Origin of the sequence: Pseudomonas sp. zfem001 (assembly GCF_032621725.1) — a bacterium.
Lineage (GTDB): Bacteria > Pseudomonadota > Gammaproteobacteria > Pseudomonadales > Pseudomonadaceae > Aquipseudomonas > Aquipseudomonas sediminis.
Genome location: NZ_JAVYJI010000002.1, coordinates 24,882 through 44,910, shown reverse-complemented (window position 1 = coordinate 44,910; position 20,029 = coordinate 24,882). Strand labels below are relative to the sequence as shown.

The window sequence follows — 20,029 nt, the reverse complement described above, 5'->3', positions numbered from 1 at the left end:
TGGCACCCCGGCATCCTCGGTGTTCATGCTAGCTTAATGGCGCCGCCATAATAATTCGCGATAAGGACGCGCCATGAAAAAACTGCTGTTCGTATTGCTGCTTCTGCTATCAGGCAGCGCCGCCACGCTGTATTTCGTTCCAGCGACTCAACTGGCCAGCCTGCGCCTGATAGAACAGTACCGCGCCGGGCTCAGTCACGAGCAGCTATCTGTCCACAATCTTAACATCCATTATTACCGGGGAGGACCGGCAAGCGGCGAAACCCTGGTACTGCTCCACGGGTTCGCTGCAGACAAGGATAACTGGCTGCGGTTTTCCCGCCACCTGACTCAGGACTATCGCGTCATCGCACTGGACCTGCCCGGCTTCGGCGACAGCGATCTGCCACCAGGCAGCTACGACGTCGGCACCCAGGCCGAGCGCCTGGCGGATATCCTTGATGAACTGGGCGTCCAGCAGGCGCACGTGCTGGGCAACTCGATGGGCGGACAGATTGCCGCCCTCTTCGCCGCGCGCTACCCGGAACGCGTCCGCTCGCTGGCACTGTTCGCCAATGCCGGAATCGACAGCCCACACAAGAGCGAACTGTATCAACTGCTGACCAGTGGCTCGCCCAACCCGCTGGTGGTCAAACAGCCGCAGGATTTCGACAAGCTGCTGCACTTCGTCTTCGTCGAACCGCCCTACCTGCCGGAATCGCTCAAACGCTATCTAGGCGAACGCGCCATGGCCAAGGCCGCGCATTACGATCAGGTATTCAAGCAACTCGTGGAGCGCCCAGTGCCGCTGGCACCCGAGCTGTCCAAGATTCAGGCGCCGACCCTGCTGCTCTGGGGCAGACAGGACCGCGTGCTGGATGTCTCCAGCATCGAGGTCATGCAACCCCTGCTGAGCAAACCCAGTGTGGTGATCATGGATAACGTCGGCCACGCGCCCATGCTCGAACGCCCCGAAGAAAGCGCCCTACTCTACCGAGGCTTTCTCGAGGGCCTGAAGTGATGGTCAGGCGCTGATCGCGAGCAACGCGTAGGCAATAAAAAACCCGCTCAGCAGAGCGGGTTTTTCGTTGCGGGAAAGGCGGTTTAGACCGACTTCTCCAGCTCCGGTACGGCTTCGAACAGGTCGGCAACCAGACCGTAATCGGCGACCTGGAAGATCGGCGCCTCTTCGTCCTTGTTGATCGCGACGATCACCTTGGAGTCCTTCATACCGGCCAGGTGCTGGATCGCGCCGGAGATGCCGACGGCGATGTACAGCTGCGGCGCAACGATCTTGCCGGTCTGACCAACCTGCATGTCGTTCGGGACGAAACCGGCATCGACCGCAGCGCGGGAAGCGCCGACCGCAGCACCCAGCTTGTCAGCCAGGGAGTACAGGTGCTTGAAGTTGTCGCCATTGCCCATACCACGGCCGCCGGATACGACGATCTTGGCAGCGGTCAGCTCCGGACGGTCGGACTTGGCCAACTCTTCGCCAACGAAGGCGGACTTACCGGCATCGGCCGGACCGGAAACGGCTTCAACAGCAGCGGAACCACCTTCGGCAGCAGCGGCATCGAAACCGGTGCTACGTACGGTGATCACCTTGATGGCAGCCGAGGACTGCACGGTCGCGATGGCGTTACCGGCATAGATCGGGCGCTTGAAGGTGTCTGCGCTTTCAACGGCGATGATCTCGGAGATCTGATCGACGTCCAGTGCAGCAGCGACGCGCGGCAGGATGTTCTTGCCGTTGCTGGTGGCGGCAGCCAGGATGTGGCTGTAGCTCTTGCCCAGCTCGGCTACCAGCGGAGCAACGTTCTCCGGCAGCTGGTTGGCATAGGCAGCGTTGTCGGCAACCAGGACCTTGGCCACGCCAGCGATCTTGGCAGCGGCTTCGGCAGCAGCGCCAGCGTTGGCACCGGCTACCAGCACGTGGATGTCGCCACCGATCTTCTGCGCAGCGGCAACGGTGTTCAGGGTAGCGGCAGCCAGAGCGGCATTGGTGTGTTCAGCGATAACCAGGATAGTCATTTAGATTACCTTCGCCTCGTTCTTCAGTTTCTCGACCAGTTCAGCCACGGACTTGACCTTGATGCCTGCGCTGCGAGCAGCTGGCGCTTCGACTTTCAGGGTCTTGACGGTGGAGGCGGTGGAAACGCCCAGGGCGTCCGGGGTAACGGTTTCCAGCGGCTTCTTCTTGGCCTTCATGATGTTCGGTAGCGACGCGTAGCGCGGCTCGTTCAGACGCAGGTCGGTGGTGACGATCGCCGGCAGGTTCAGAGCAACGGTCTGCAGACCGCCATCGATCTCACGGGTGACGTTGACCTTGTCGCCAGCAACTTCGACCTTGGAGGCGAAGGTGCCTTGGCCGAAGCCAGTCAGGGCGCCCAGCATCTGGCCGGTCTGGTTGTTGTCGCTGTCGATGGCCTGCTTGCCCATGATCACCAGCTGCGGCTGCTCCTTGTCGACCACTGCCTTGAGCAGCTTGGCCACGGCCAGGGAGTTCAGCTCGTCATTGGATTCGACCAAGATAGCGCGGTCGGCACCCAGAGCCAGCGCGGTGCGCAGCTGTTCCTGAGCGGTAGCCGGGCCGATGGAGACGACGACGATTTCGCTCGCCACGCCTTTCTCCTTCAGGCGTACGGCTTCTTCCACGGCGATTTCGCAGAAGGGGTTCATGGACATCTTGACGTTGGCGAGGTCGACGCCGCTGTTGTCCGCCTTGACGCGAACCTTGACGTTGTAGTCAACCACTCGTTTGACAGCTACAAGAACCTTCATGGATTCCTCGTTACTCTCCGGTGAATAAGAATCTCGCCAAGGCGAGCCTGGTCAGCGATATAAATTGGCAGGAGCCAACCTTTCAGCCCAGACGGCGAGCGCAAAACCGCCCGTATCTTGACCCCGCGGCCTGGCCTGGTCAATACAGCGAACTGGCCGGTCATCCGCGATGTAGTACGATTCTAACAGGCCTACAGAAAATTCAAACAAACGTTTGTATTGGCCCGCAGAGAGGGTGTAGATATAATGCCCACGCCGCGGTTAGGGGGTGAGCCGTGCCCTCCAATATAAAATATCGAAGAGCCTTGAGTAGGAGATAGCCTGTGGAACGCGAATTTATGGAGTTCGACGTCGTCATCGTCGGCGCCGGCCCGTCCGGACTGTCCGCCGCCTGCCGACTGAAGCAGAAAGCCGCTGAAGCGGGTCAAGAGATCAGCGTCTGCGTGGTCGAGAAAGGCTCCGAAGTTGGCGCTCATATCCTCTCCGGTGCAGTGTTCGAACCGCGCGCCCTCAATGAACTCTTCCCCGACTGGAAAGAGCTCGGCGCCCCGCTGAACACCCCGGTCAAGCGCGATGACATCTATCTGCTGCGCGACGCCGACAAGGCTACCCGAATTCCAGACTTCTTTGTGCCGAAAACCATGCACAACGAAGGCAATTACATTATTTCCCTGGGCAACCTGTGCCGCTGGCTGGCTCAGCAGGCCGAGAACCTGGGCGTGGAGATCTACCCGGGCTTCGCCGCTCAGGAAGCGCTGATCGACGAAAACGGCGTGGTACGCGGCATCGTCACCGGTGATCTGGGCGTCGATCGCGAAGGCAATCCGAAGGAAGGCTATTACACCCCGGGCATGGAGCTGCGTGCCAAGTACACCCTGTTCGCCGAAGGCTGCCGTGGCCACATCGGCAAGCAGCTGATCAAGAAGTACAACCTCGACAGCGAAGCCGATGCCCAGCATTACGGCATCGGCATCAAGGAAATCTGGGATATCGATCCGGCCAAGCATGACCAGGGCCTGGTGGTACACACTGCTGGTTGGCCGATGGACATCATGGGCACCGAGAACACCGGCGGCTCCTTCCTCTATCACCTGGAGAACAACCAGGTAGTGGTCGGCCTGATCATCGACCTGTCCTACGCCAACCCGCACCTGTCGCCGTTCGACGAATTCCAGCGCTACAAGCACCACCCGGTGATTGCCCAGTACCTGGAAGGCGGCAAGCGCGCGGCCTATGGCGCACGCGCCATCGCCAAGGGCGGCCTGAACTCGCTGCCGAAGATGGTCTTCCCGGGTGGCGCCCTGATCGGCTGCGACCTTGGCACGCTGAACTTCGCCAAGATCAAGGGCAGCCACACCGCGATGAAATCCGGCATGCTCGCCGCCGACGCCATCACCGAAGCTCTGGCCGCTGGCCGTGAGGGCGGTGACGAGCTGAACAACTACGTCGATGGTTTCAAAGCCAGCTGGCTGTACGACGAACTGTTCCGCAGCCGTAACTTCGGCGCAGCCATCCACAAGTACGGCGCCATCGTTGGCGGCGGCATCAACTGGCTGGATCAGAACATCTTCGGCGGCAAGATCCCCTTCACCCTGCACGACAACAAGCCGGACTACGCCTGCCTGAAGCCGGCCGCAGAAAGCAAGAAGATCGCCTACCCGAAACCGGACGGCAAGCTGAGCTTCGACAAACTGAGCTCGGTGTTCCTCTCCAACACCAACCACGAAGAAGAGCAGCCCTGCCACCTGAAGCTCACTGACCCGAGCATTCCGCTGGCGAAGAACCTGCCGCTGTACGACGAGCCGGCGCAGCGTTACTGCCCGGCCGGCGTGTACGAAGTGGTGACGCAGGAAGACGGCGAGAAGAAGTTCCAGATCAACGCGCAGAACTGCGTGCACTGCAAGACCTGCGACATCAAGGACCCGGCCCAGAACATCACCTGGGTTGCGCCGGAAGGCACCGGTGGCCCGAATTACCCCAACATGTAATTCGGCCACACATGAAAAAGGCTCCTTCGGGAGCCTTTTTCATTTGCATCGAATCGGTAGGAGCGAGCTCTGCTCGCGAAGCGTTCAAGACCACGCTTCGCGAGAGCTCGCTCTCACAGGGCATTCAATCCTGATAGATCATCTTGCGGCTCATGCCGCCATCGATGACGAACTCCTGCCCAGTGACGAAACCGGCCGCATCAGAGAGCAGCCAGGCAACCTGCGCCGCGACATCCTCTACCGTGCCGACACGGCCAACCGGATGCTGCGCATGGTCGAATACTGACAGCGGTTCCAGGCGTTGCTGCGACGGATCACGTGCATCGATCCAGCCAGGGCTGACGCAGTTGACCCGCACCTCCGGCCCCAAGCTGATCGACAGCGCGTGAGTGAGCGCAACGAGGCCGCCCTTGCTCGCGGCGTAGGCCTCGCAATCGGCTTCGGACTGGCTGGCACGAGTCGAGGCGATATTGACGATGGCGCCGCGATGCCCACGCAGATACGGCGCGCAGTGCTTGGCCAGCAGCATGGCACCGGTCAGGTTGACCGCCAGCGTACGATTCCAGCGCTTGAGATCGAGCGACTCCAGCGGCGGGGTGTGCGGATCGGAGATAGCTGCATTGCACACCAGCGCATCGAGGCGGCCGAACTGGCCGAGTATCTCGGCAACGCCGACACTGACCTGATCTTCCTTGGCTACGTCCATGGCGACGAACCAGGCATTGTTACCCAGCACACGCGCTACCCTGGAGCCCCGCTCACGATCCACGTCGGCCAGCACCACCTGCCAGCCCTCGGTTATCAGCCAGGCGCTGATGCCCAGGCCGATACCGCGCGCGGCTCCGGTGACCAACGCGACACGCCCATTGTTGGGCGTGTCATTCGTGCCCCACTCCAACATGCTCAGAGTGCAGCCAGGCCGCGCGCCAGATCTGTCTTGAGGTCTTCCAGCTCTTCCAGGCCCACTGCAACGCGAATCAGGCTGTCGCGGATGCCAGCATTGGCGCGCTCCTGTGGCGTCAACCGACCGTGCGAAGTGGTTGCCGGATGGGCAATTGTGGTCTTGGTGTCGCCGAGGTTTGTGGTGATCGAAATGACGCGAGTGCCATCGATCACTTTCCACGCGGCGTCACGGCCGCCTTTGACCTCGAAACTGACCACCGCGCCAAAGGCGCTCTGCTGCTTCTTCGCCAGCTCGTGCTGTGGATGGCTGGGCAGGCCAGCGTAGTACACACGCTCGACCTGCGGCTGCTGTTCCAGCCATAGAGCCAGTTGCAGGGCACTCTCGCTCTGCGCACGCATACGGATACGCAGCGTCTCCAGGCCCTTGACGAACATCCAGGCGTTGAACGGGCTGAGGGTCGGCCCGGCGGTACGCAGGAAACCCACCACTTCCTTCATCTGCTCACTGCGACCGGCAACCACACCACCCAGGCCACGCCCCTGGCCGTCGATGTACTTGGTCGCCGAATGCATGACGATATCTGCGCCAAGTTTCAGCGGCTGCTGCAGGGCCGGCGTGCAGAAACAGTTGTCCACCGCCAGAAGCGCGCCGCGAGCATGGGCGATCTCGGCCAGTGCGGCGATATCCACCAGTTCGGCCAGCGGATTGGAAGGCGACTCGACGAACAGCAGCTTGGTATTGGGCTTGAACGCGCCCTGCCAGGCATCCAGATCCGCCAGCGGTACGTAATCCACCTCGATGCCAAAGCGCTTGAGGTACTTCTCGAACAGGCTGATGGTCGAACCAAATACGCTGCGCGACACCAACACATGGTCACCGCCACTGCACAGGCTCATGACAATGGCAAGAATCGCCGACATGCCGGAGGCAGTGGCCACCGCCTGCTCGGCGCCTTCCAGTGCGGCAATGCGCTCTTCGAAGGTACGTACGGTAGGGTTGGTATAGCGCGAATAGACGTTGCCCGGCACTTCGCCAGCAAAACGCGCGGCGGCATCGGCAGCGGTACGAAACACGTAACTGGAGGTCAAATACAACGCTTCGCCATGCTCGCCCTCAGGCGAACGGTGCTGACCTGCACGCACGGCCAAGGTGTCGAAGCCCACGCCATCCAGGTCACTGTCCAGCCTGCCGGCTTCCCATTCCAGAGTCATATCGCTACCTCACAAAAAGTAGCCCGGATTGCATCCGGGCTACGGACCGGGCAGGACCACTGCCCTGCCCGCTCGCATCAGTTGTTATACAGATCGATGATCGCGCTGACTGCCTGCGACTTGACCTTGCTGGCATCGTTGCGCGCCTGCTCGATTTTATCCAGGTAGGCCTCATCTACGTCGCCAGTGACGTACTTGCCGTCAAACACCGCGCAGTCGAAGTTGTCGATCTTGATCTTCTTGCTGCCGCTGACGGCCTCGATCAGATCCGGCAGATCCTGATAGATCAGCCAGTCGGCACCGATCAGCTCGCAGACTTCCTCGGTGGTACGACCATGGGCAATCAGCTCATGGGCGCTGGGCATGTCGATACCGTAGACGTTCGGGTAGCGCACTGCCGGGGCCGCAGAGCAGAAGTAGACATTCTTCGCTCCGGCCTCGCGGGCCATCTGAATGATCTGCTTACAGGTCGTGCCACGCACGATGGAGTCGTCCACCAGCATCACGTTCTTGCCGCGGAACTCCAGCTCGATGGCGTTGAGTTTCTGCCGCACGGATTTCTTGCGTGCCGCCTGGCCGGGCATGATGAAGGTACGGCCGATGTAGCGATTCTTGACGAAACCTTCGCGGAATTTCACGCCCAGGTGATTGGCCAACTCCAGCGCCGCCGTGCGGCTGGTGTCGGGAATCGGGATGACCACGTCGATGTCGTGCTCTGGACGCTCGCGCAGGATCTTGTCAGCCAGCTTCTCGCCCATGCGCAGACGCGCCTTGTACACCGAGATACCGTCCATGATCGAGTCCGGGCGCGCCAGGTAAACGTGCTCGAAGATGCAGGGCGCGTACTGCGGGTTTGCCGCGCACTGGCGGGTGAACAACTTGCCCTCTTCAGTGATGTACACAGCCTCGCCCGGTGCCAGGTCGCGGATCAGGGTGAAACCCAGCACGTCCAGCGATACGCTCTCGGAGGCGATCATGTACTCGACGCCTTCGTCGGTATGACGCTGGCCAAACACGATCGGGCGAATGCCGTTGGGGTCACGGAAGCCGACGATGCCATAGCCAGTGATCATTGCCACCACGGCGTAACCGCCCAGGCAGCGCTCGTGCACGTGGGTAACGGCAGCGAACACGTCTTCCTCGGTGGGCTGCAGCTTGCCGCGCTGGGCCAGTTCGTGGGCGAACACGTTGAGCAGCACTTCCGAGTCGGAATTGGTGTTCACGTGGCGCAGATCGGACTCGTAGATTTCCTTGGCCAACTGCTCGACGTTGGTCAGGTTGCCGTTGTGCGCCAGGGTGATGCCGTACGGCGAGTTGACGTAGAACGGCTGAGCCTCGGCCGAGCTAGAGCTGCCAGCGGTCGGGTAGCGCACATGGCCGATACCCATGTGACCGACCAGGCGCTGCATGTGGCGCTGCTGGAACACGTCACGCACCAGGCCATTGTCCTTGCGCAGGAACAGGCGGCCATCATGGCTGGTGACAATACCGGCAGCATCCTGGCCGCGGTGCTGGAGGACGGTGAGCCCGTCATACAGCGCCTGATTGACGTTCGATTTACCGACGATACCGACGATGCCACACATGTGCCACGACCCCTGCTAGATAGTTCAGGCTAATTCAGCGACCGATGCAGCGGTTACTCCGCAGCGGCCACTCTTTTAAAGCAGATCAGCTGGGTGAGCCGATCTACCGGTAAACCACTGATCGGACCACCCCAGAATGAGGTTCTTCGACCAGTCGGCGACCATCAGAAAATGCGGCACCAGTTGCGACTGTTGCCACCACGTATCCTGCTCTACTGGCGCCAGGCTGATCAGCCCGACCAGCAGTACCACCAACAAACCACCACGCGCGGCGCCGAAAACCATACCGAGAAAACGGTCGGTACCGGACAGGCCTGTCACGCGGATCAGCTCGCCAATGAGGAAATTGACCAAAGCACCCACCAGCAAGGTGGCGATGAAGAGAATGGCACAGGCCGCGATGACCCGCGCAGAAGGCGTTTCGATAAATTCGACGAGATGCTGGGCCAGTGCGCCACCGAACATCCAGGCGACCACACCTGCGATGATCCAGGTCAGCAGCGACAAGGCTTCCTTGACGAAACCGCGCTTGAGACTGATCAAACTAGAAATGGCGATGACGGCGATGATCGCCCAATCGACCCAGGTGAATACCACGGTGCGGCCTACCAGCGGAAAAGGCGGAGCATTTTAGCAGAGCCCGGCACATCGAGTAACCAGGCACTGCAAAGTCCCTTGCTTGCTTAGCCTGCTTCCGGCTGGAAGCGCACGACAAAACCGCTGAGCTTGTGCTGGCGATTGAGCTGATCACGCAAACGCTCGGCTTCGGCGCGCTCGATCAGCGGACCGACGAACACCCGGTTCATGCCATCGAAGGCACGGATATAGGCGTTGTATCCCTGGCTGCGCAGGGTTTTCTGCAGATTTTCTGCCCCAGCGCGACTGGACAGACTGGCCAACTGCACCGACCAACTGATCGGCAGGCTATTGGCGTCCAGGCGCCCTTCCGGCTTGGCAGGAGCAGTGCTTGTCGCTTGCTCGGTCTTGACCGGATCAGGTGCGCTCTGCTGCGCAATGGGCGGCGGAGTCGGCTTGGGCTGCTCGGGCACCTCGACGACCTGAGGCTCCACCTCTTCGACGGGAACCGGTTCCTGCGGCAACTCTTCGGGCTCAACGACCTCGGCAGGCTCTACGATGATCTCGGCCGTAGCCGGCGCTTGCGGCATGGCCGGCGCATCTACCACCACGCGACGCATCTCATCTTCGCGCGACAGCAGCATCGGCAGGAAAATCACCGCTAGTGCCACCAGCACCAGAGCACCAACCATGCGCTGCTTGAGCCCACTGTCCAGCATTGCCATCCCCAATCCCCTTATCAAGCCGGGCGGGCCAGCCAATCCAGGGCCTCGGCCACGCAGAAAAACGATCCGAACAACAGTATCTCGTCACCCTCTGCCGCCTGCTCGCACTGCGCATCGAGCGCGGCACGCACATCCGGGTATTGCGCCACCAGCATGCCCTGCCCCCGCAGGTGCTCAGCCAGGTCATCGGCAGAGCGTGAACGCGGCGTATCCAGCGGCGCAACGGCCCAGCCAGCAACCAGACTCAGAAGCGGCGCCACCACGCCAGGCAAGTCCTTGTCGGCCAACAAACCGAACACCGCCCAGCGTTTTCCATTCAGCGGGCGACTCTCCAGGCGCTGCGCCAGATAATCAGCCGCATGAGGATTATGCCCAACATCGAGCAACAGTGTGAGTGACTTGCCTCGCCAATCCAGCGCGCGACGATCCAGACGCCCGGTTACCCGCGTGGCGAGCAGGGCCTGAACGATCTGCTGGTGATTCCACGGCAGCGGCAGAAGCGCATAGGCCTGCAACGCCAGCGCCGCGTTTTCCATTGGCAGATCGAGAAGAGGCAGGTGTTCGAGTCGCAGTACCTGGCCTTTGACGTCAAGGCCATACCAGGACCAGTCCTGCGCCTGCACACTGAGGTCGTAGTCGCGACCACGCAGGAACAACGGCGTGTCCAGGGTCACCGCCTGCTCCAGCAGGGGCTGCGGCGGGTCGAGATCACCGCACAACGCGGGCATGCCAGCACGCATGATCCCGGCCTTTTCGAAGGCGACCGACTCGCGGGTATCGCCCAGCCAGTCAGCATGATCCAGGCCAATGCTGGTGATCAGAGCCAGATCGGCATCGACCAGATTCACCGCATCCAGGCGCCCACCGAGACCGACCTCAAGCACCACGGCATCCAACTGAGCACGCTCGAACAACCAGAAAGCAGCCAGCGTGCCCATCTCGAAATAGGTCAGGGAGATCTCGCCGCGCGCGGCTTCGACCGCCGCAAAAGCCTGGCATAAGTCGTCGTCGCTAGCTTCTCGCCCCTGCACAAGCACACGCTCGTTATAACGCAGCAGGTGCGGTGAACTGTAGACACCGACGCGCTGCCCCTGAGCTGCGATCAGACTGGCGAGAAAGGCACAGGTAGAGCCTTTGCCATTGGTGCCCGTGACGGTAACCACCAATGGCGCAGGCTTGCCCAGACCGAGCCGCTGCGCCACCTCACGCGAGCGCTCCAGGCCCATGTCGATGGCCGACGGATGCAACTGCTCGAGGTAGGCGAGCCACTCGCCCAGGCTACGTTCGGTCATGCAGTGGCCGGCAGGGAAACCGGAGAGGGACGATTCATCATTTGCGCAAGCAGACGCGCCAGGCGCGGACGCAGTTCGTCGCGCGAAATGATCATGTCGATGGCGCCATGTTCGATGAGGAACTCGCTACGCTGGAAGCCTTCCGGCAATTTCTCGCGTACGGTCTGCTCGATCACGCGTGGACCGGCAAAACCGATCAGCGCTTTCGGCTCGGCCACGATGACGTCACCAAGCATCGCCAAACTGGCGGAGACGCCGCCATAAACCGGATCGGTCAGTACGGAGATGAACGGCAGGCCCTCTTCACGCAAGCGCGCCAGAGCCGCCGAGGTCTTGGCCATCTGCATCAGCGAGATCAGCGCTTCCTGCATGCGCGCACCACCGGAAGCAGAGAAGCACACCAGCGGGCAGCGTTTTTCCAGTGCGACATTGGCCGCCTGAACGAAACGCTCGCCGACGATGGCACCCATCGACCCGCCCATGAAGGAGAACTCGAACGCGCACACGGCGATCGGCATGCCTTCGAGGGTGCCGCTCATGGAGATCAGTGCATCCTTCTCGCCAGTCTGCTTCTGCGCACCGGCCAGACGGTCCTTGTACTTCTTGCTGTCGCGGAATTTCAGGCGATCGACCGGCTCCAGATCAGCACCGATTTCCTCGCGGCCTTCGGCATCAAGGAAAATGTCGATGCGTGCGCGAGCACCGATACGCATGTGGTGATTGCACTTGGGGCAGACATCGAGTGTCTTTTCCAGCTCGGGACGGTAGAGCACGGCATCACAGGACGGACATTTGTGCCACAGGCCCTCGGGCACAGAGCTCTTCTTCACCTCGGAACGCATGATCGAGGGAATGAGTTTGTCTACCAACCAGTTGCTCATGCTGTCATTTCTCCATAACCGTTGGTTCGGATGAACGCCTCATCGTGAAACGCCCATCTCCAGCAATTCTTTTCTGCCGCACCCAGAGCCCATCGAAACGAGCCCATGGCGGCGTGACAGGCTAATTGACGGCCCTGCCTCAATTGCCGTCACATCGAGCATCACGCACCGCCTGCACGAATGCGCGAATCTTGCCTGCATCCTTTATGCCTTTACTGGCCTCGACCCCACCACTGACATCCACGGCATAGGGGCGAACCTGGCGAATGGCCGCCGCAACATTGTCCGCATCGAGGCCACCGGCCAGGATGATTGGCTTGGCGGCATTTTCAGGCACCAGCGACCAATCAAACGAAGCCCCCGTACCACCTGGCACGCCCTCGACGAAGGTATCCAACAGAATACCCCGCGCACCACTGTAGGGCGCCATGGCTGCAGCCACGTCCTCACCGGGGCGGACCCGCAGCGCCTTGATGTAGGGACGACCATGGCCCTCACAGTCAGCCGGCGATTCATCACCATGAAACTGCAGCAGATCCAGCGGCAGGCGCTGCAGCAACTGCTGCAGCTGGTCGCGGGGCATGTCGACGAACAGCCCGACAGTGGTCACGAACGGCGGTAACGCCTGCACGATAGCTGCGGCCTGCTCGACACCGACTGCTCGCGGGCTTTTCCCGTAGAACACCAGGCCGATGGCATCGGCTCCGGCCGCTACCGCCGCCAGAGCATCCTCGATGCGGGTGATACCACAAATCTTGCTGCGCACGACCGTCACGTTCATACCTCTCGCCATCCGGGCTCGGATGGTAACAAAGGGTTATGGCTGTCGCACGTCCGGCAGACCGGAGAGAAAATGCGGCCCGAGATAGCGTTGCGGCAATTCGAACTCATCCGGGTAATCGACCTGTATCAGATATAAGCCGTAGGGATGCGCTGTCACTCCCCCGCTATGTCGATCGCCGCGCTCGAGTACCTCGCGCGCCCACTCTGGAGGTCGTTCGCCAGCCCCAATGGTCATCAACACACCAGCAATGTTTCGCACCATATGGTGCAGAAAAGCATTGGCGCGGATATCCAGCACGATGAAGCGGCCATGCTCGATCAGTTGCAGGTGATGCACTGTCTTGATTGGTGATTTGGCCTGACAACGCATCGCCCGGAAGGCGCTGAAATCATGCGTCCCGACCAGCGCCCGAGCGGCCTCACGCATGCGTGCGACATCCAGCGGACGATGGTTCCAGGTAACTTCCTTGGCCATGTGCGCCGGGCGGATCGGATCGTTGTAGATCACGTAGCGGTAGCGCCGCGCCATGGCCGAAAAGCGCGCATGAAAGTGTGCCGGCATCACCTTCGCCCAGGTCACGCTGATATCACTGGGCAAATTCATGTTGGCGCCCATGATCCAGGCATGCAGCGAGCGCTCGACAGTGGTGTCGAAGTGCACCACCTGGCCACTGGAATGCACAGAGGCATCGGTACGCCCTGCGCACAGAATGCTGACTGGGGCACCACCAGCGACCTTGGACAAGGCCGTTTCCAGGTGTTCCTGGATCGTCGGAACCTTGGGCCCCTGGCGTTGAAAACCACGATAGCGCGCGCCCTTGTATTCGAGGCCCAGGGCGATTCTGAAAAAGCCAGCGGCCGCCATTTCGGCGGCCGCTACAGGTACTGCGTCAGACATGTATCAATCAAACCATCTTGGCAATCATCTCGCGAGCTTCTTGCTGCTGAGCATCACTGCCTTCAGCAATTACTTCATCAAGAATGTCGCGCGCACCTTCGGTGTCGCCCATATCGATGTAAGCCCGAGCCAGATCCAGCTTGGTCGCGGTCTCATCGGTCCCGGACAGGAAGTCGAAGTCATCATCGCCATCCAGATCGCTGGACAGGCTACTGGCCGGTGCCAGCGGAGCTGCTTGTGGTTCCTCGAAATCAGTCGACAGCTGATCCAGCTCGGCGGTTACCTCGTCCAGCTGCGCGGCGAAGCTATCGGGAGCAACAGTCGGCTGAGCCGGCGTTTCGTCTTCGAGCGAGAGATCGAAGTCAGCCGGCAGATCAAGCTCACCAGATGACTTATCGTCAGCCAGATCGAGACTCAGATCGGACAGGTCGTCGGCCGGCTGGCTCAGCGGCGCGTCGTCATCGAGGCTCAGCAGGAAATCGTCAGCTTCGTCGCTGGCAGCCGGAGCCGGCTCATCCAGGTCCAGACTGAAGGCGGACAGATCGTCGGCCGGCTGGGACAGTTCGACCTTGTCATCATCCAGGGCCAGATCGAAGCTCAGATCGTCATCAGCAGAAGCAGCCGGTGCGACGGGCTCATCGACCAGACCGAAGTCCAGATCATCGTCCAGCGACAACGGCGCTTGCTCAGCCTGGGCGGACTGAACATCACTCTCCAGATCAGCTTCCAGGTCGTCGAGGCTCAGGTCGAAAGCATCATCCAGATCGCCACCAGTGGCGGTAGGCGCCTCTGCAGCTGGCTCATCCAGGCTGAGGTCATCCAGACTGAACTCGCTCATGTCGTCATCGGCGGAGGTAGCCGCGGCCACCGCACCAGCTCCCGCAAAGGCAGCGATCGCCGGATACTTGGACTTCAGCTGCTCGGCTTCTGCATTAACACCGCCGATCTCGCGCAGCTCGTTGTCCTGACGGGCAAAGCCTTCGCGGTCACCCAGCTCGGCGTAGACCTCCATCAGTTTCAGACGCAGATCAGCACGATGCGGCTCGTCGTTGATCGCGTTTTGCAGCAGCTCGGCCGCCTGATTAAAGCGCCCGTATGCAATGTAGATATCTGCTTCACCCAGTGCGTCGCCGGTCTGCGCCGTCACGCGTTCCTCGCCAGCGGCTTGGGCTGCTTGGACAGGCTCGTCGTCGAGACCTGCGAAGCTGTCTTCAGGCATGTCCAGATCGGAGGCGAACGCCTGATCCTGGGACAGTTCGTCAGCCAGTTCATCTTGCAGCTCGGACTCTTTCTGAGCGTTGCGGCGCGACAGCGCCATGAGGCCAACCAACAGGAGCAGAAGCGCACCACCACCCGCCAGGCCCAGCGTCATCGGGTTGGCCATCAGGTCATCAATGAAGCTCTGCGGGGCTGGGGCTGGGGCTGGAGCCGGTGCAGGCGCTGCAGGCTTGGCTGCTTCGACAGGCTTGGCCGGGGCGGCCGGCTCAACGGCAGCAGCCGGCTCACTGGCCGGCTGTTCGGTTGCGGCGGCGCTGTCCTCGACAGGCGCAGCCGGCTCCTCGGAATAGTTGTAGTCAGGCGCCGCCTCCTCAGGCGGCGTAGTCGGCGGCGTTGCCGCTTCCGCAGCAGGCGGCGCGGCTTCAGGCGCCGCTGCCGGAGTTTCCGCAGGCGGCTCTTGCACTGCATCAGGGGCAGGTGCTGCGGGCTCTGCCGACAGTTCAGCCTGCAACTTGGCCAGTTGACTGTCCTTCAACTCCATCAAACGCTGCAGCTTGTCCAACTGACTTTGCAGATCACCTACACGGCTCTGCAGTTCGGCGTTCTCACGGCGGGTCGAATCCAAGCTTTCCTGGGTCACTGCCAGTTTGTCGGCCAATGCCTTGCTACCAGCCGAACCCGTATCGCTACCGCGAGTGGACTGACCTGCTTCCGCAGCAACCAGCTTCAGGCTGTCGCTCGCCTCTGCAGTCGCAGGTGCGGCGCCAGCAGTGGTACGGCGAGTGGCATCCAGTTGACGCGAGGCTACAGCGCGCCCCTCTCGCCAGGCGGCATTCTGCTCGGCGACCTGAGCGACCGCTTCGGCATTGCTGCGACTGCGAATCTGCTGTTCGTCCGGCAGGCGCAGCACCTGGCCGCTCTTCATGCGGTTGATATTGCCGCCGATAAAGGCATCAGGGTTCAGATCCTGGATGGCCAGCATGGTCTGGTTGACCGAAGAGCCACCACCGACGCGCTGGGCGATTTCCCAGAGCGTATCGTTGGCAGTGGTTCTGTATTCGTTACCGGCAATGGCGCGCGACGCCGGCGCCGGCGCAGCGGGACGCGGGGCCGGAGCGGGTGCAGTGCTGCGTGGTGCAGGAGCAGGAGCCGCGGACGGGCGCGGTGCAGGCGCGGCGATGGGCAGTTGCGGCGCAGCAGCTACGGTAGTTTGCGGAGAGTAAAGCGGCGGATCGAGCAGCAGGGTGTACTCACGCAGCAACCGACCATTCGGCCAAAGCACTTCCACCAGGAAGTTGAGGTAGGGCTCACGCACCACCTTGCTCGAGGTGACGCGAATCACGCTCTTGCCGTTAGGCTTCAATACGGGAGTGAATTTGAGATCAGTCAGGAAATACTGGCGGTCGACACCAGCCTTGACGAACTCTTCAGGGGACGCGAGATTCGGAATCACCTCATTGGAGGCAAGATCGCGCACCTCCAGCAGTTCGATTTCCGCTACCAACGGCTGATTCAGCGAGGATTGCAGGGTAACTTCACCCAACCCCAGCGCATGCGCCATACCGGAAGACAGCGCGGAAGCGGCTGCGATTGCCAGCACCAGTTTGCGAACCCGAACCATAGCGTTATCCCTTGTTTTATCTTTTTTCTCGGCATGCGAGAGGGTCTTGAGAACTGCTGCCTGCCTCCGCTCTACGAGCGGCTCCCCATTCAGCAATCAACTCAGCCAGTATTGCCAAGCTAGAAAGATTCTTCAAATTTCTAGGTAAGTATCTTTTACAGATAGTGTTTTATCAATAACTCAGCTATCTGCACAGCATTTAGAGCGGCGCCTTTTCTTACATTATCAGACGCAATCCACAAATTGAGTTGCCGTGGATCGTCCACGCCACGACGGACGCGCCCCACATAGACCTGATCCTGCCCCACCGCATCGCCCACTGCCGTCGGGTAGTCGCCTGCTTCAACCAACTCGATGCCTTGCGCCACCTCTAGCGACTGCTGCACGGCATTGATATCGATATCCGAATCAGCATACACGCCCAGCGCGAGACTATCGCCAAAGAACACTGGCACCAAGGCGCAGGTCGCGGCCACCGGAAGCCCAGGCAGACTCAACAATTGCTGAATCTCGGCGGCCAGACGCTTCTCCAATTGAGCATGCCCCTGGTCATCCACTTCGCCGACCTGGGCCAGCAGGTTGAACGCGATCTGTCGATCCACCGTCTTGGGCTCCAGCGGGCGCGCGTTGAGCAGCTCAGCGGTCTGCCGCGCCAACTCCTGCACACCGCTACGCCCCAGGGTGGAGATCGACAGCATCGCAGTAACCTGCAATTGCTGCGGCTGCAGTACAGGCTTCAGCGCCGCCAGCACCAGCGCGCAGGCAACCGCAGAAGGCGTCGCTGCACTGACGCACCAAGGCCGGATCAATACTGGCAGGCCCGCGGCGCCAAGTTCAGGTAATACGCATGGCGCTTGCGCAAGCGGCAAAGCGGCGCTCAGGTCTACGATCGAGCAACCGGCGGCAATCACGCGCTCATGATGACTGCGCGTCACTTCAGGTCCCGCGGCAAAGAACGCCAGTTGTACCTGGGCGAAATCGAAGGCATCGAGCGATCTGACCCGCACCTGCCGACCACGGAACGACAGACTCTGCCCAGCCGATTCACTGCTGGCCAGCAGATGAAGGTCCTTCACCGGGAACTCACGCTCTTCGAGCAATTCGACCAGCGCTTCGCCGACGTTGCTGGTGGCGCCGATCACGGCGATATTGATGGACTGACTCATGAGCTGACCTAAGACGCAGAGGGAGCGGCACTGTAACTGCGCCCCATCGCCCAGGCAATCGACTTGCTCAGCCCTGAAAAGACAAAGCCCCTCTGCCGAAACAGAAGGGCTTTGTTTGACTCCGGATGTCCCGCCCGACGCTTAGCGCTCCAGAAGGATCCGCAGCATGCGACGCAGCGGCTCAGCAGCGCCCCACAGCAACTGGTCACCCACAGTGAACGCGCCCAGGAACTGCGAGCCCATGTTGAGTTTACGCAGACGGCCGACCGGAACGCTCAGGGTGCCGGTCACGGCAGTCGGGCCGAGGTCACGGATGGAATCTTCGCGGTGGTTCGGCACCAACTTGACCCAGGGATTGTGCTGGCTGATCAGGCCTTCGATGTCAGCCATCGGCACATCCTTGTTCAGCTTAATGGTCAGCGCCTGGCTGTGGCAGCGCATGGCACCGATGCGCACGCAAATGCCGTCGACCGGGATCGGGTTCTTGAAGCGACCAAGAATCTTGTTGGTCTCGGCCTGCGCCTTCCACTCTTCACGGCTCTGCCCGTTCGGCAGTTCCTTGTCGATGTAGGGGATCAGGCTGCCAGCCAGCGGCACGCCGAAGTTGTCGACCGGGAAGCCTTCGCCACGCATGGCTTCGGCGACCTTGCGGTCGATATCCAGAATGGCACTGGCCGGATCAGCCAGATCATCGGCGACAGCGCCATTGATCGCGCCCATCTGCTTGATCAGCTCGCGCATGTTCTGGGCGCCAGCACCGGAAGCGGCCTGGTAGGTCATGGCGCTCATCCACTCGACCAGACCGGCTTCGTAGAGACCACCCAACGCCATCAGCATCAGGCTGACGGTGCAGTTGCCGCCGATGTAGTTCTTGGTGCCAGCATCCAGCGCCTGGTCGATGACCTTGCGGTTGACCGGATCGAGCACGATCACCGACTCATCATCCATACGCAGGCTGGAGGCTGCATCGATCCAGTAGCCCTGCCAGCCGGCTTCACGCAGCTTGGGGAAGACTTCGCTGGTGTAGTCACCGCCCTGGCAGGTCAGGATCACGTCCAGGCCTTTCAGGTCGTCAATGCTGTAGGCATCTTTCAGCGCAGCGATGTCCTTGCCAATGGCCGGGCCTTGGCCACCGACATTGGAAGTGGTGAAGAACACCGGCTCGATCAGGTCGAAGTCCCGCTCTTCCAGCATGCGCTGCATGAGCACGGAACCAACCATGCCACGCCAACCGATCAGACCTACACGTTTCATAACGACTACACCTATATAAACAGCCCGCCGGAACCACCCCGGCGGGGCTGGGAAGATTACAGACTACGCAGCGCTTCGACTACTGCATCACCCATCGCGGCGGTACCGACCTTGGTCTTGCCCTCGGACCAGATATCACCGGTACGCAGGCCCTGATCCAGCACCAGGCTCACCGCTTTCTCGATGGCATCGGCGGCAGTAACCTGTCCGAAGCTGTAACGCAGCATCATGGACACCGAGAGAATGGTGGCCAGCGGGTTGGCGATGCCCTTGCCGGCAATGTCCGGCGCGGAGCCATGGCACGGCTCGTACATGCCCTTGTTGTTGGCGTCCAAGGATGCCGACGGCAGCATGCCGATGGAACCAGTGAGCATCGAAGCTTCGTCAGACAAAATGTCACCAAACATGTTGTCGGTGACCATTACGTCGAATTGCTTGGGCGCGCGCACCAGTTGCATGGCGGCGTTGTCGACGTACATGTGGCTCAGTTCGACGTCCAGGTAGTCCTTGGCCACTTCCTCGACCACGGCACGCCACAGTTGGCTGGACGCCAGGACGTTGGCCTTGTCCACCGAGCACAGTTTCTTGCCGCGCACGCGCGCCATATCGAAACCGACCTTGGCGATGCGGCGAATTTCGCTCTCGCTGTACGGCAGCGTGTCGTAGGCCATGCGCTCGCCGTTTTCCAGCACCTTGCTCTCGCGCGGCTGACCGAAGTAGATGCCACCGGTCAGCTCACGCACGATGAGGATATCCAGACCAGCGACCACTTCCGGCTTGAGGCTGGAAGCCTCGGCCAGTTGCGGGTAGAGGATGGCCGGACGCAGATTGCCGAACAGGCCCAGTTGCGAACGGATCTTCAGCAGACCGCGTTCCGGGCGAATGGCCGGATCGATGGTATCCCACTTCGGCCCGCCTACGGCGCCGAGCAGCACGGCATCGGCAGCCTTGGCGCGCGCCAGGGTCTCGTCGGCCAGCGGCACGCCATAACGGTCGATAGCAGCGCCACCCAGATCATCGAAACTCAGCTCGAACCCCAGGGAGTACTTGTCATTGGCCAGGTTAAGCACCTTGACCGCCTCGGCCATGATTTCCGGGCCGATACCATCACCTGGGAGAACCAGAATCTGCTTGCTCATCACATCCTCATCGAACCGTAGGGT

At 61.2% G+C, this 20,029-nt stretch carries 17 protein-coding genes; 2 read left to right on the top strand and 15 right to left on the bottom strand.

Features of this window, described 5'->3' with window-relative positions:
- Nucleotides 1-73: 73 nt before the first annotated feature.
- On the top strand, nucleotides 74-1,000 hold the full coding sequence (locus tag RTH74_RS08160; RefSeq protein ID WP_316914338.1) for an alpha/beta fold hydrolase: 927 nt from the start codon (nucleotides 74-76) through the stop codon (nucleotides 998-1,000).
- A gap of 83 nt (nucleotides 1,001-1,083) precedes the next feature.
- Here RTH74_RS08160 and RTH74_RS08155 read toward each other — a convergent pair whose 3' ends face one another.
- The gene (locus tag RTH74_RS08155) at nucleotides 1,084-2,013 is read right to left on the bottom strand and encodes an electron transfer flavoprotein subunit alpha/FixB family protein (protein WP_099525431.1); all 930 of its coding nucleotides are present in this window, start codon (nucleotides 2,011-2,013) and stop codon (nucleotides 1,084-1,086) included.
- Entirely contained in the window at nucleotides 2,014-2,763 is a 750-nt protein-coding gene (locus tag RTH74_RS08150; RefSeq protein WP_012018936.1) for an electron transfer flavoprotein subunit beta/FixA family protein, read from the bottom strand.
- Nucleotides 2,764-3,086: 323 nt separating this feature from the next.
- Between RTH74_RS08150 and RTH74_RS08145 the strand changes: the two genes are divergently transcribed.
- Nucleotides 3,087-4,751 (top strand): electron transfer flavoprotein-ubiquinone oxidoreductase, encoded by a 1,665-nt coding sequence (locus RTH74_RS08145; protein WP_316914337.1) that lies wholly within the window; start codon nucleotides 3,087-3,089, stop codon nucleotides 4,749-4,751.
- A 124-nt stretch (nucleotides 4,752-4,875) separates the two neighbouring features.
- On the opposite strand, the gene RTH74_RS08140 is transcribed toward RTH74_RS08145, so the two are convergent.
- The 13 genes from RTH74_RS08140 to leuB all read right to left on the bottom strand — a co-directional run bounded on the left by RTH74_RS08140 (nucleotide 4,876) and on the right by leuB (nucleotide 20,005).
- Entirely contained in the window at nucleotides 4,876-5,652 is a 777-nt protein-coding gene (locus RTH74_RS08140) for an SDR family oxidoreductase (protein WP_316914336.1), read from the bottom strand.
- Between the two features lie 2 nt (nucleotides 5,653-5,654).
- Nucleotides 5,655-6,866, bottom strand: coding sequence for an O-succinylhomoserine sulfhydrylase (locus RTH74_RS08135; RefSeq protein WP_125836815.1), 1,212 nt, complete (start codon nucleotides 6,864-6,866; stop codon nucleotides 5,655-5,657).
- A gap of 77 nt (nucleotides 6,867-6,943) precedes the next feature.
- A complete protein-coding gene (purF, locus tag RTH74_RS08130) occupies nucleotides 6,944-8,452 on the bottom strand; it encodes an amidophosphoribosyltransferase (RefSeq protein WP_099525427.1) in 1,509 nt (502 codons plus the stop codon).
- Nucleotides 8,453-8,527: 75 nt separating this feature from the next.
- Nucleotides 8,528-9,049: a CvpA family protein gene (locus RTH74_RS08125; protein ID WP_108233074.1), complete on the bottom strand. Its 522-nt coding sequence runs from the start codon at nucleotides 9,047-9,049 to the stop codon at nucleotides 8,528-8,530.
- Nucleotides 9,050-9,135: 86 nt separating this feature from the next.
- A complete protein-coding gene (locus tag RTH74_RS08120) occupies nucleotides 9,136-9,753 on the bottom strand; it encodes an SPOR domain-containing protein (protein WP_316914335.1) in 618 nt (205 codons plus the stop codon).
- A gap of 14 nt (nucleotides 9,754-9,767) precedes the next feature.
- Nucleotides 9,768-11,045: a bifunctional tetrahydrofolate synthase/dihydrofolate synthase gene (gene folC / locus RTH74_RS08115; protein ID WP_316914334.1), complete on the bottom strand. Its 1,278-nt coding sequence runs from the start codon at nucleotides 11,043-11,045 to the stop codon at nucleotides 9,768-9,770.
- Nucleotides 11,042-11,926: an acetyl-CoA carboxylase, carboxyltransferase subunit beta gene (gene accD, locus RTH74_RS08110; RefSeq protein WP_099525423.1), complete on the bottom strand. Its 885-nt coding sequence runs from the start codon at nucleotides 11,924-11,926 to the stop codon at nucleotides 11,042-11,044. The genes folC and accD overlap by 4 nt, the downstream gene beginning before the upstream one ends.
- A 139-nt stretch (nucleotides 11,927-12,065) precedes the next feature.
- Nucleotides 12,066-12,719, bottom strand: coding sequence for a phosphoribosylanthranilate isomerase (locus RTH74_RS08105; RefSeq protein ID WP_099525422.1), 654 nt, complete (start codon nucleotides 12,717-12,719; stop codon nucleotides 12,066-12,068).
- 24 nt (nucleotides 12,720-12,743) lie between these two features.
- Entirely contained in the window at nucleotides 12,744-13,607 is an 864-nt protein-coding gene (truA, locus tag RTH74_RS08100) for a tRNA pseudouridine(38-40) synthase TruA (RefSeq protein ID WP_316914333.1), read from the bottom strand.
- A 7-nt stretch (nucleotides 13,608-13,614) separates the two neighbouring features.
- Nucleotides 13,615-16,446, bottom strand: a complete 2,832-nt coding sequence (locus tag RTH74_RS08095; RefSeq protein ID WP_316914332.1) for a FimV/HubP family polar landmark protein — start codon at nucleotides 16,444-16,446, stop codon at nucleotides 13,615-13,617.
- 155 nt (nucleotides 16,447-16,601) lie between these two features.
- A complete protein-coding gene (locus RTH74_RS08090; RefSeq protein WP_316914331.1) occupies nucleotides 16,602-17,612 on the bottom strand; it encodes an aspartate-semialdehyde dehydrogenase in 1,011 nt (336 codons plus the stop codon).
- Between the two features lie 141 nt (nucleotides 17,613-17,753).
- Complete coding sequence (gene asd / locus RTH74_RS08085) at nucleotides 17,754-18,866, bottom strand: aspartate-semialdehyde dehydrogenase (RefSeq protein ID WP_106735212.1); 1,113 nt, start codon at nucleotides 18,864-18,866, stop codon at nucleotides 17,754-17,756.
- 56 nt (nucleotides 18,867-18,922) lie between these two features.
- Complete coding sequence (gene leuB, locus RTH74_RS08080) at nucleotides 18,923-20,005, bottom strand: 3-isopropylmalate dehydrogenase (protein WP_316914330.1); 1,083 nt, start codon at nucleotides 20,003-20,005, stop codon at nucleotides 18,923-18,925.
- Nucleotides 20,006-20,029 lie beyond the last annotated feature (24 nt).

What these genes read in the sequence shown, in the direction of transcription:
- RTH74_RS08140 (WP_316914336.1), bottom strand. Translation starts at nt 5,652, where the DNA reads ATGTTGGAGTGGGGCACGAATGACACGCCCAACAATGGGCGTGTCGCG.
- RTH74_RS08105 (WP_099525422.1), bottom strand. Translation starts at nt 12,719, where the DNA reads ATGGCGAGAGGTATGAACGTGACGGTCGTGCGCAGCAAGATTTGTGGT.
- RTH74_RS08120 (WP_316914335.1), bottom strand. Translation starts at nt 9,753, where the DNA reads ATGGCAATGCTGGACAGTGGGCTCAAGCAGCGCATGGTTGGTGCTCTG.
- RTH74_RS08090 (WP_316914331.1), bottom strand. Translation starts at nt 17,612, where the DNA reads ATGAGTCAGTCCATCAATATCGCCGTGATCGGCGCCACCAGCAACGTC.
- leuB (WP_316914330.1), bottom strand. Translation starts at nt 20,005, where the DNA reads ATGAGCAAGCAGATTCTGGTTCTCCCAGGTGATGGTATCGGCCCGGAA.
- accD (WP_099525423.1), bottom strand. Translation starts at nt 11,926, where the DNA reads ATGAGCAACTGGTTGGTAGACAAACTCATTCCCTCGATCATGCGTTCC.
- asd (WP_106735212.1), bottom strand. Translation starts at nt 18,866, where the DNA reads ATGAAACGTGTAGGTCTGATCGGTTGGCGTGGCATGGTTGGTTCCGTG.
- RTH74_RS08095 (WP_316914332.1), bottom strand. Translation starts at nt 16,446, where the DNA reads ATGGTTCGGGTTCGCAAACTGGTGCTGGCAATCGCAGCCGCTTCCGCG.
- folC (WP_316914334.1), bottom strand. Translation starts at nt 11,045, where the DNA reads ATGACCGAACGTAGCCTGGGCGAGTGGCTCGCCTACCTCGAGCAGTTG.
- RTH74_RS08160 (WP_316914338.1), top strand. Translation starts at nt 74, where the DNA reads ATGAAAAAACTGCTGTTCGTATTGCTGCTTCTGCTATCAGGCAGCGCC.
- truA (WP_316914333.1), bottom strand. Translation starts at nt 13,607, where the DNA reads ATGTCTGACGCAGTACCTGTAGCGGCCGCCGAAATGGCGGCCGCTGGC.
- RTH74_RS08155 (WP_099525431.1), bottom strand. Translation starts at nt 2,013, where the DNA reads ATGACTATCCTGGTTATCGCTGAACACACCAATGCCGCTCTGGCTGCC.
- RTH74_RS08150 (WP_012018936.1), bottom strand. Translation starts at nt 2,763, where the DNA reads ATGAAGGTTCTTGTAGCTGTCAAACGAGTGGTTGACTACAACGTCAAG.
- purF (WP_099525427.1), bottom strand. Translation starts at nt 8,452, where the DNA reads ATGTGTGGCATCGTCGGTATCGTCGGTAAATCGAACGTCAATCAGGCG.
- RTH74_RS08135 (WP_125836815.1), bottom strand. Translation starts at nt 6,866, where the DNA reads ATGACTCTGGAATGGGAAGCCGGCAGGCTGGACAGTGACCTGGATGGC.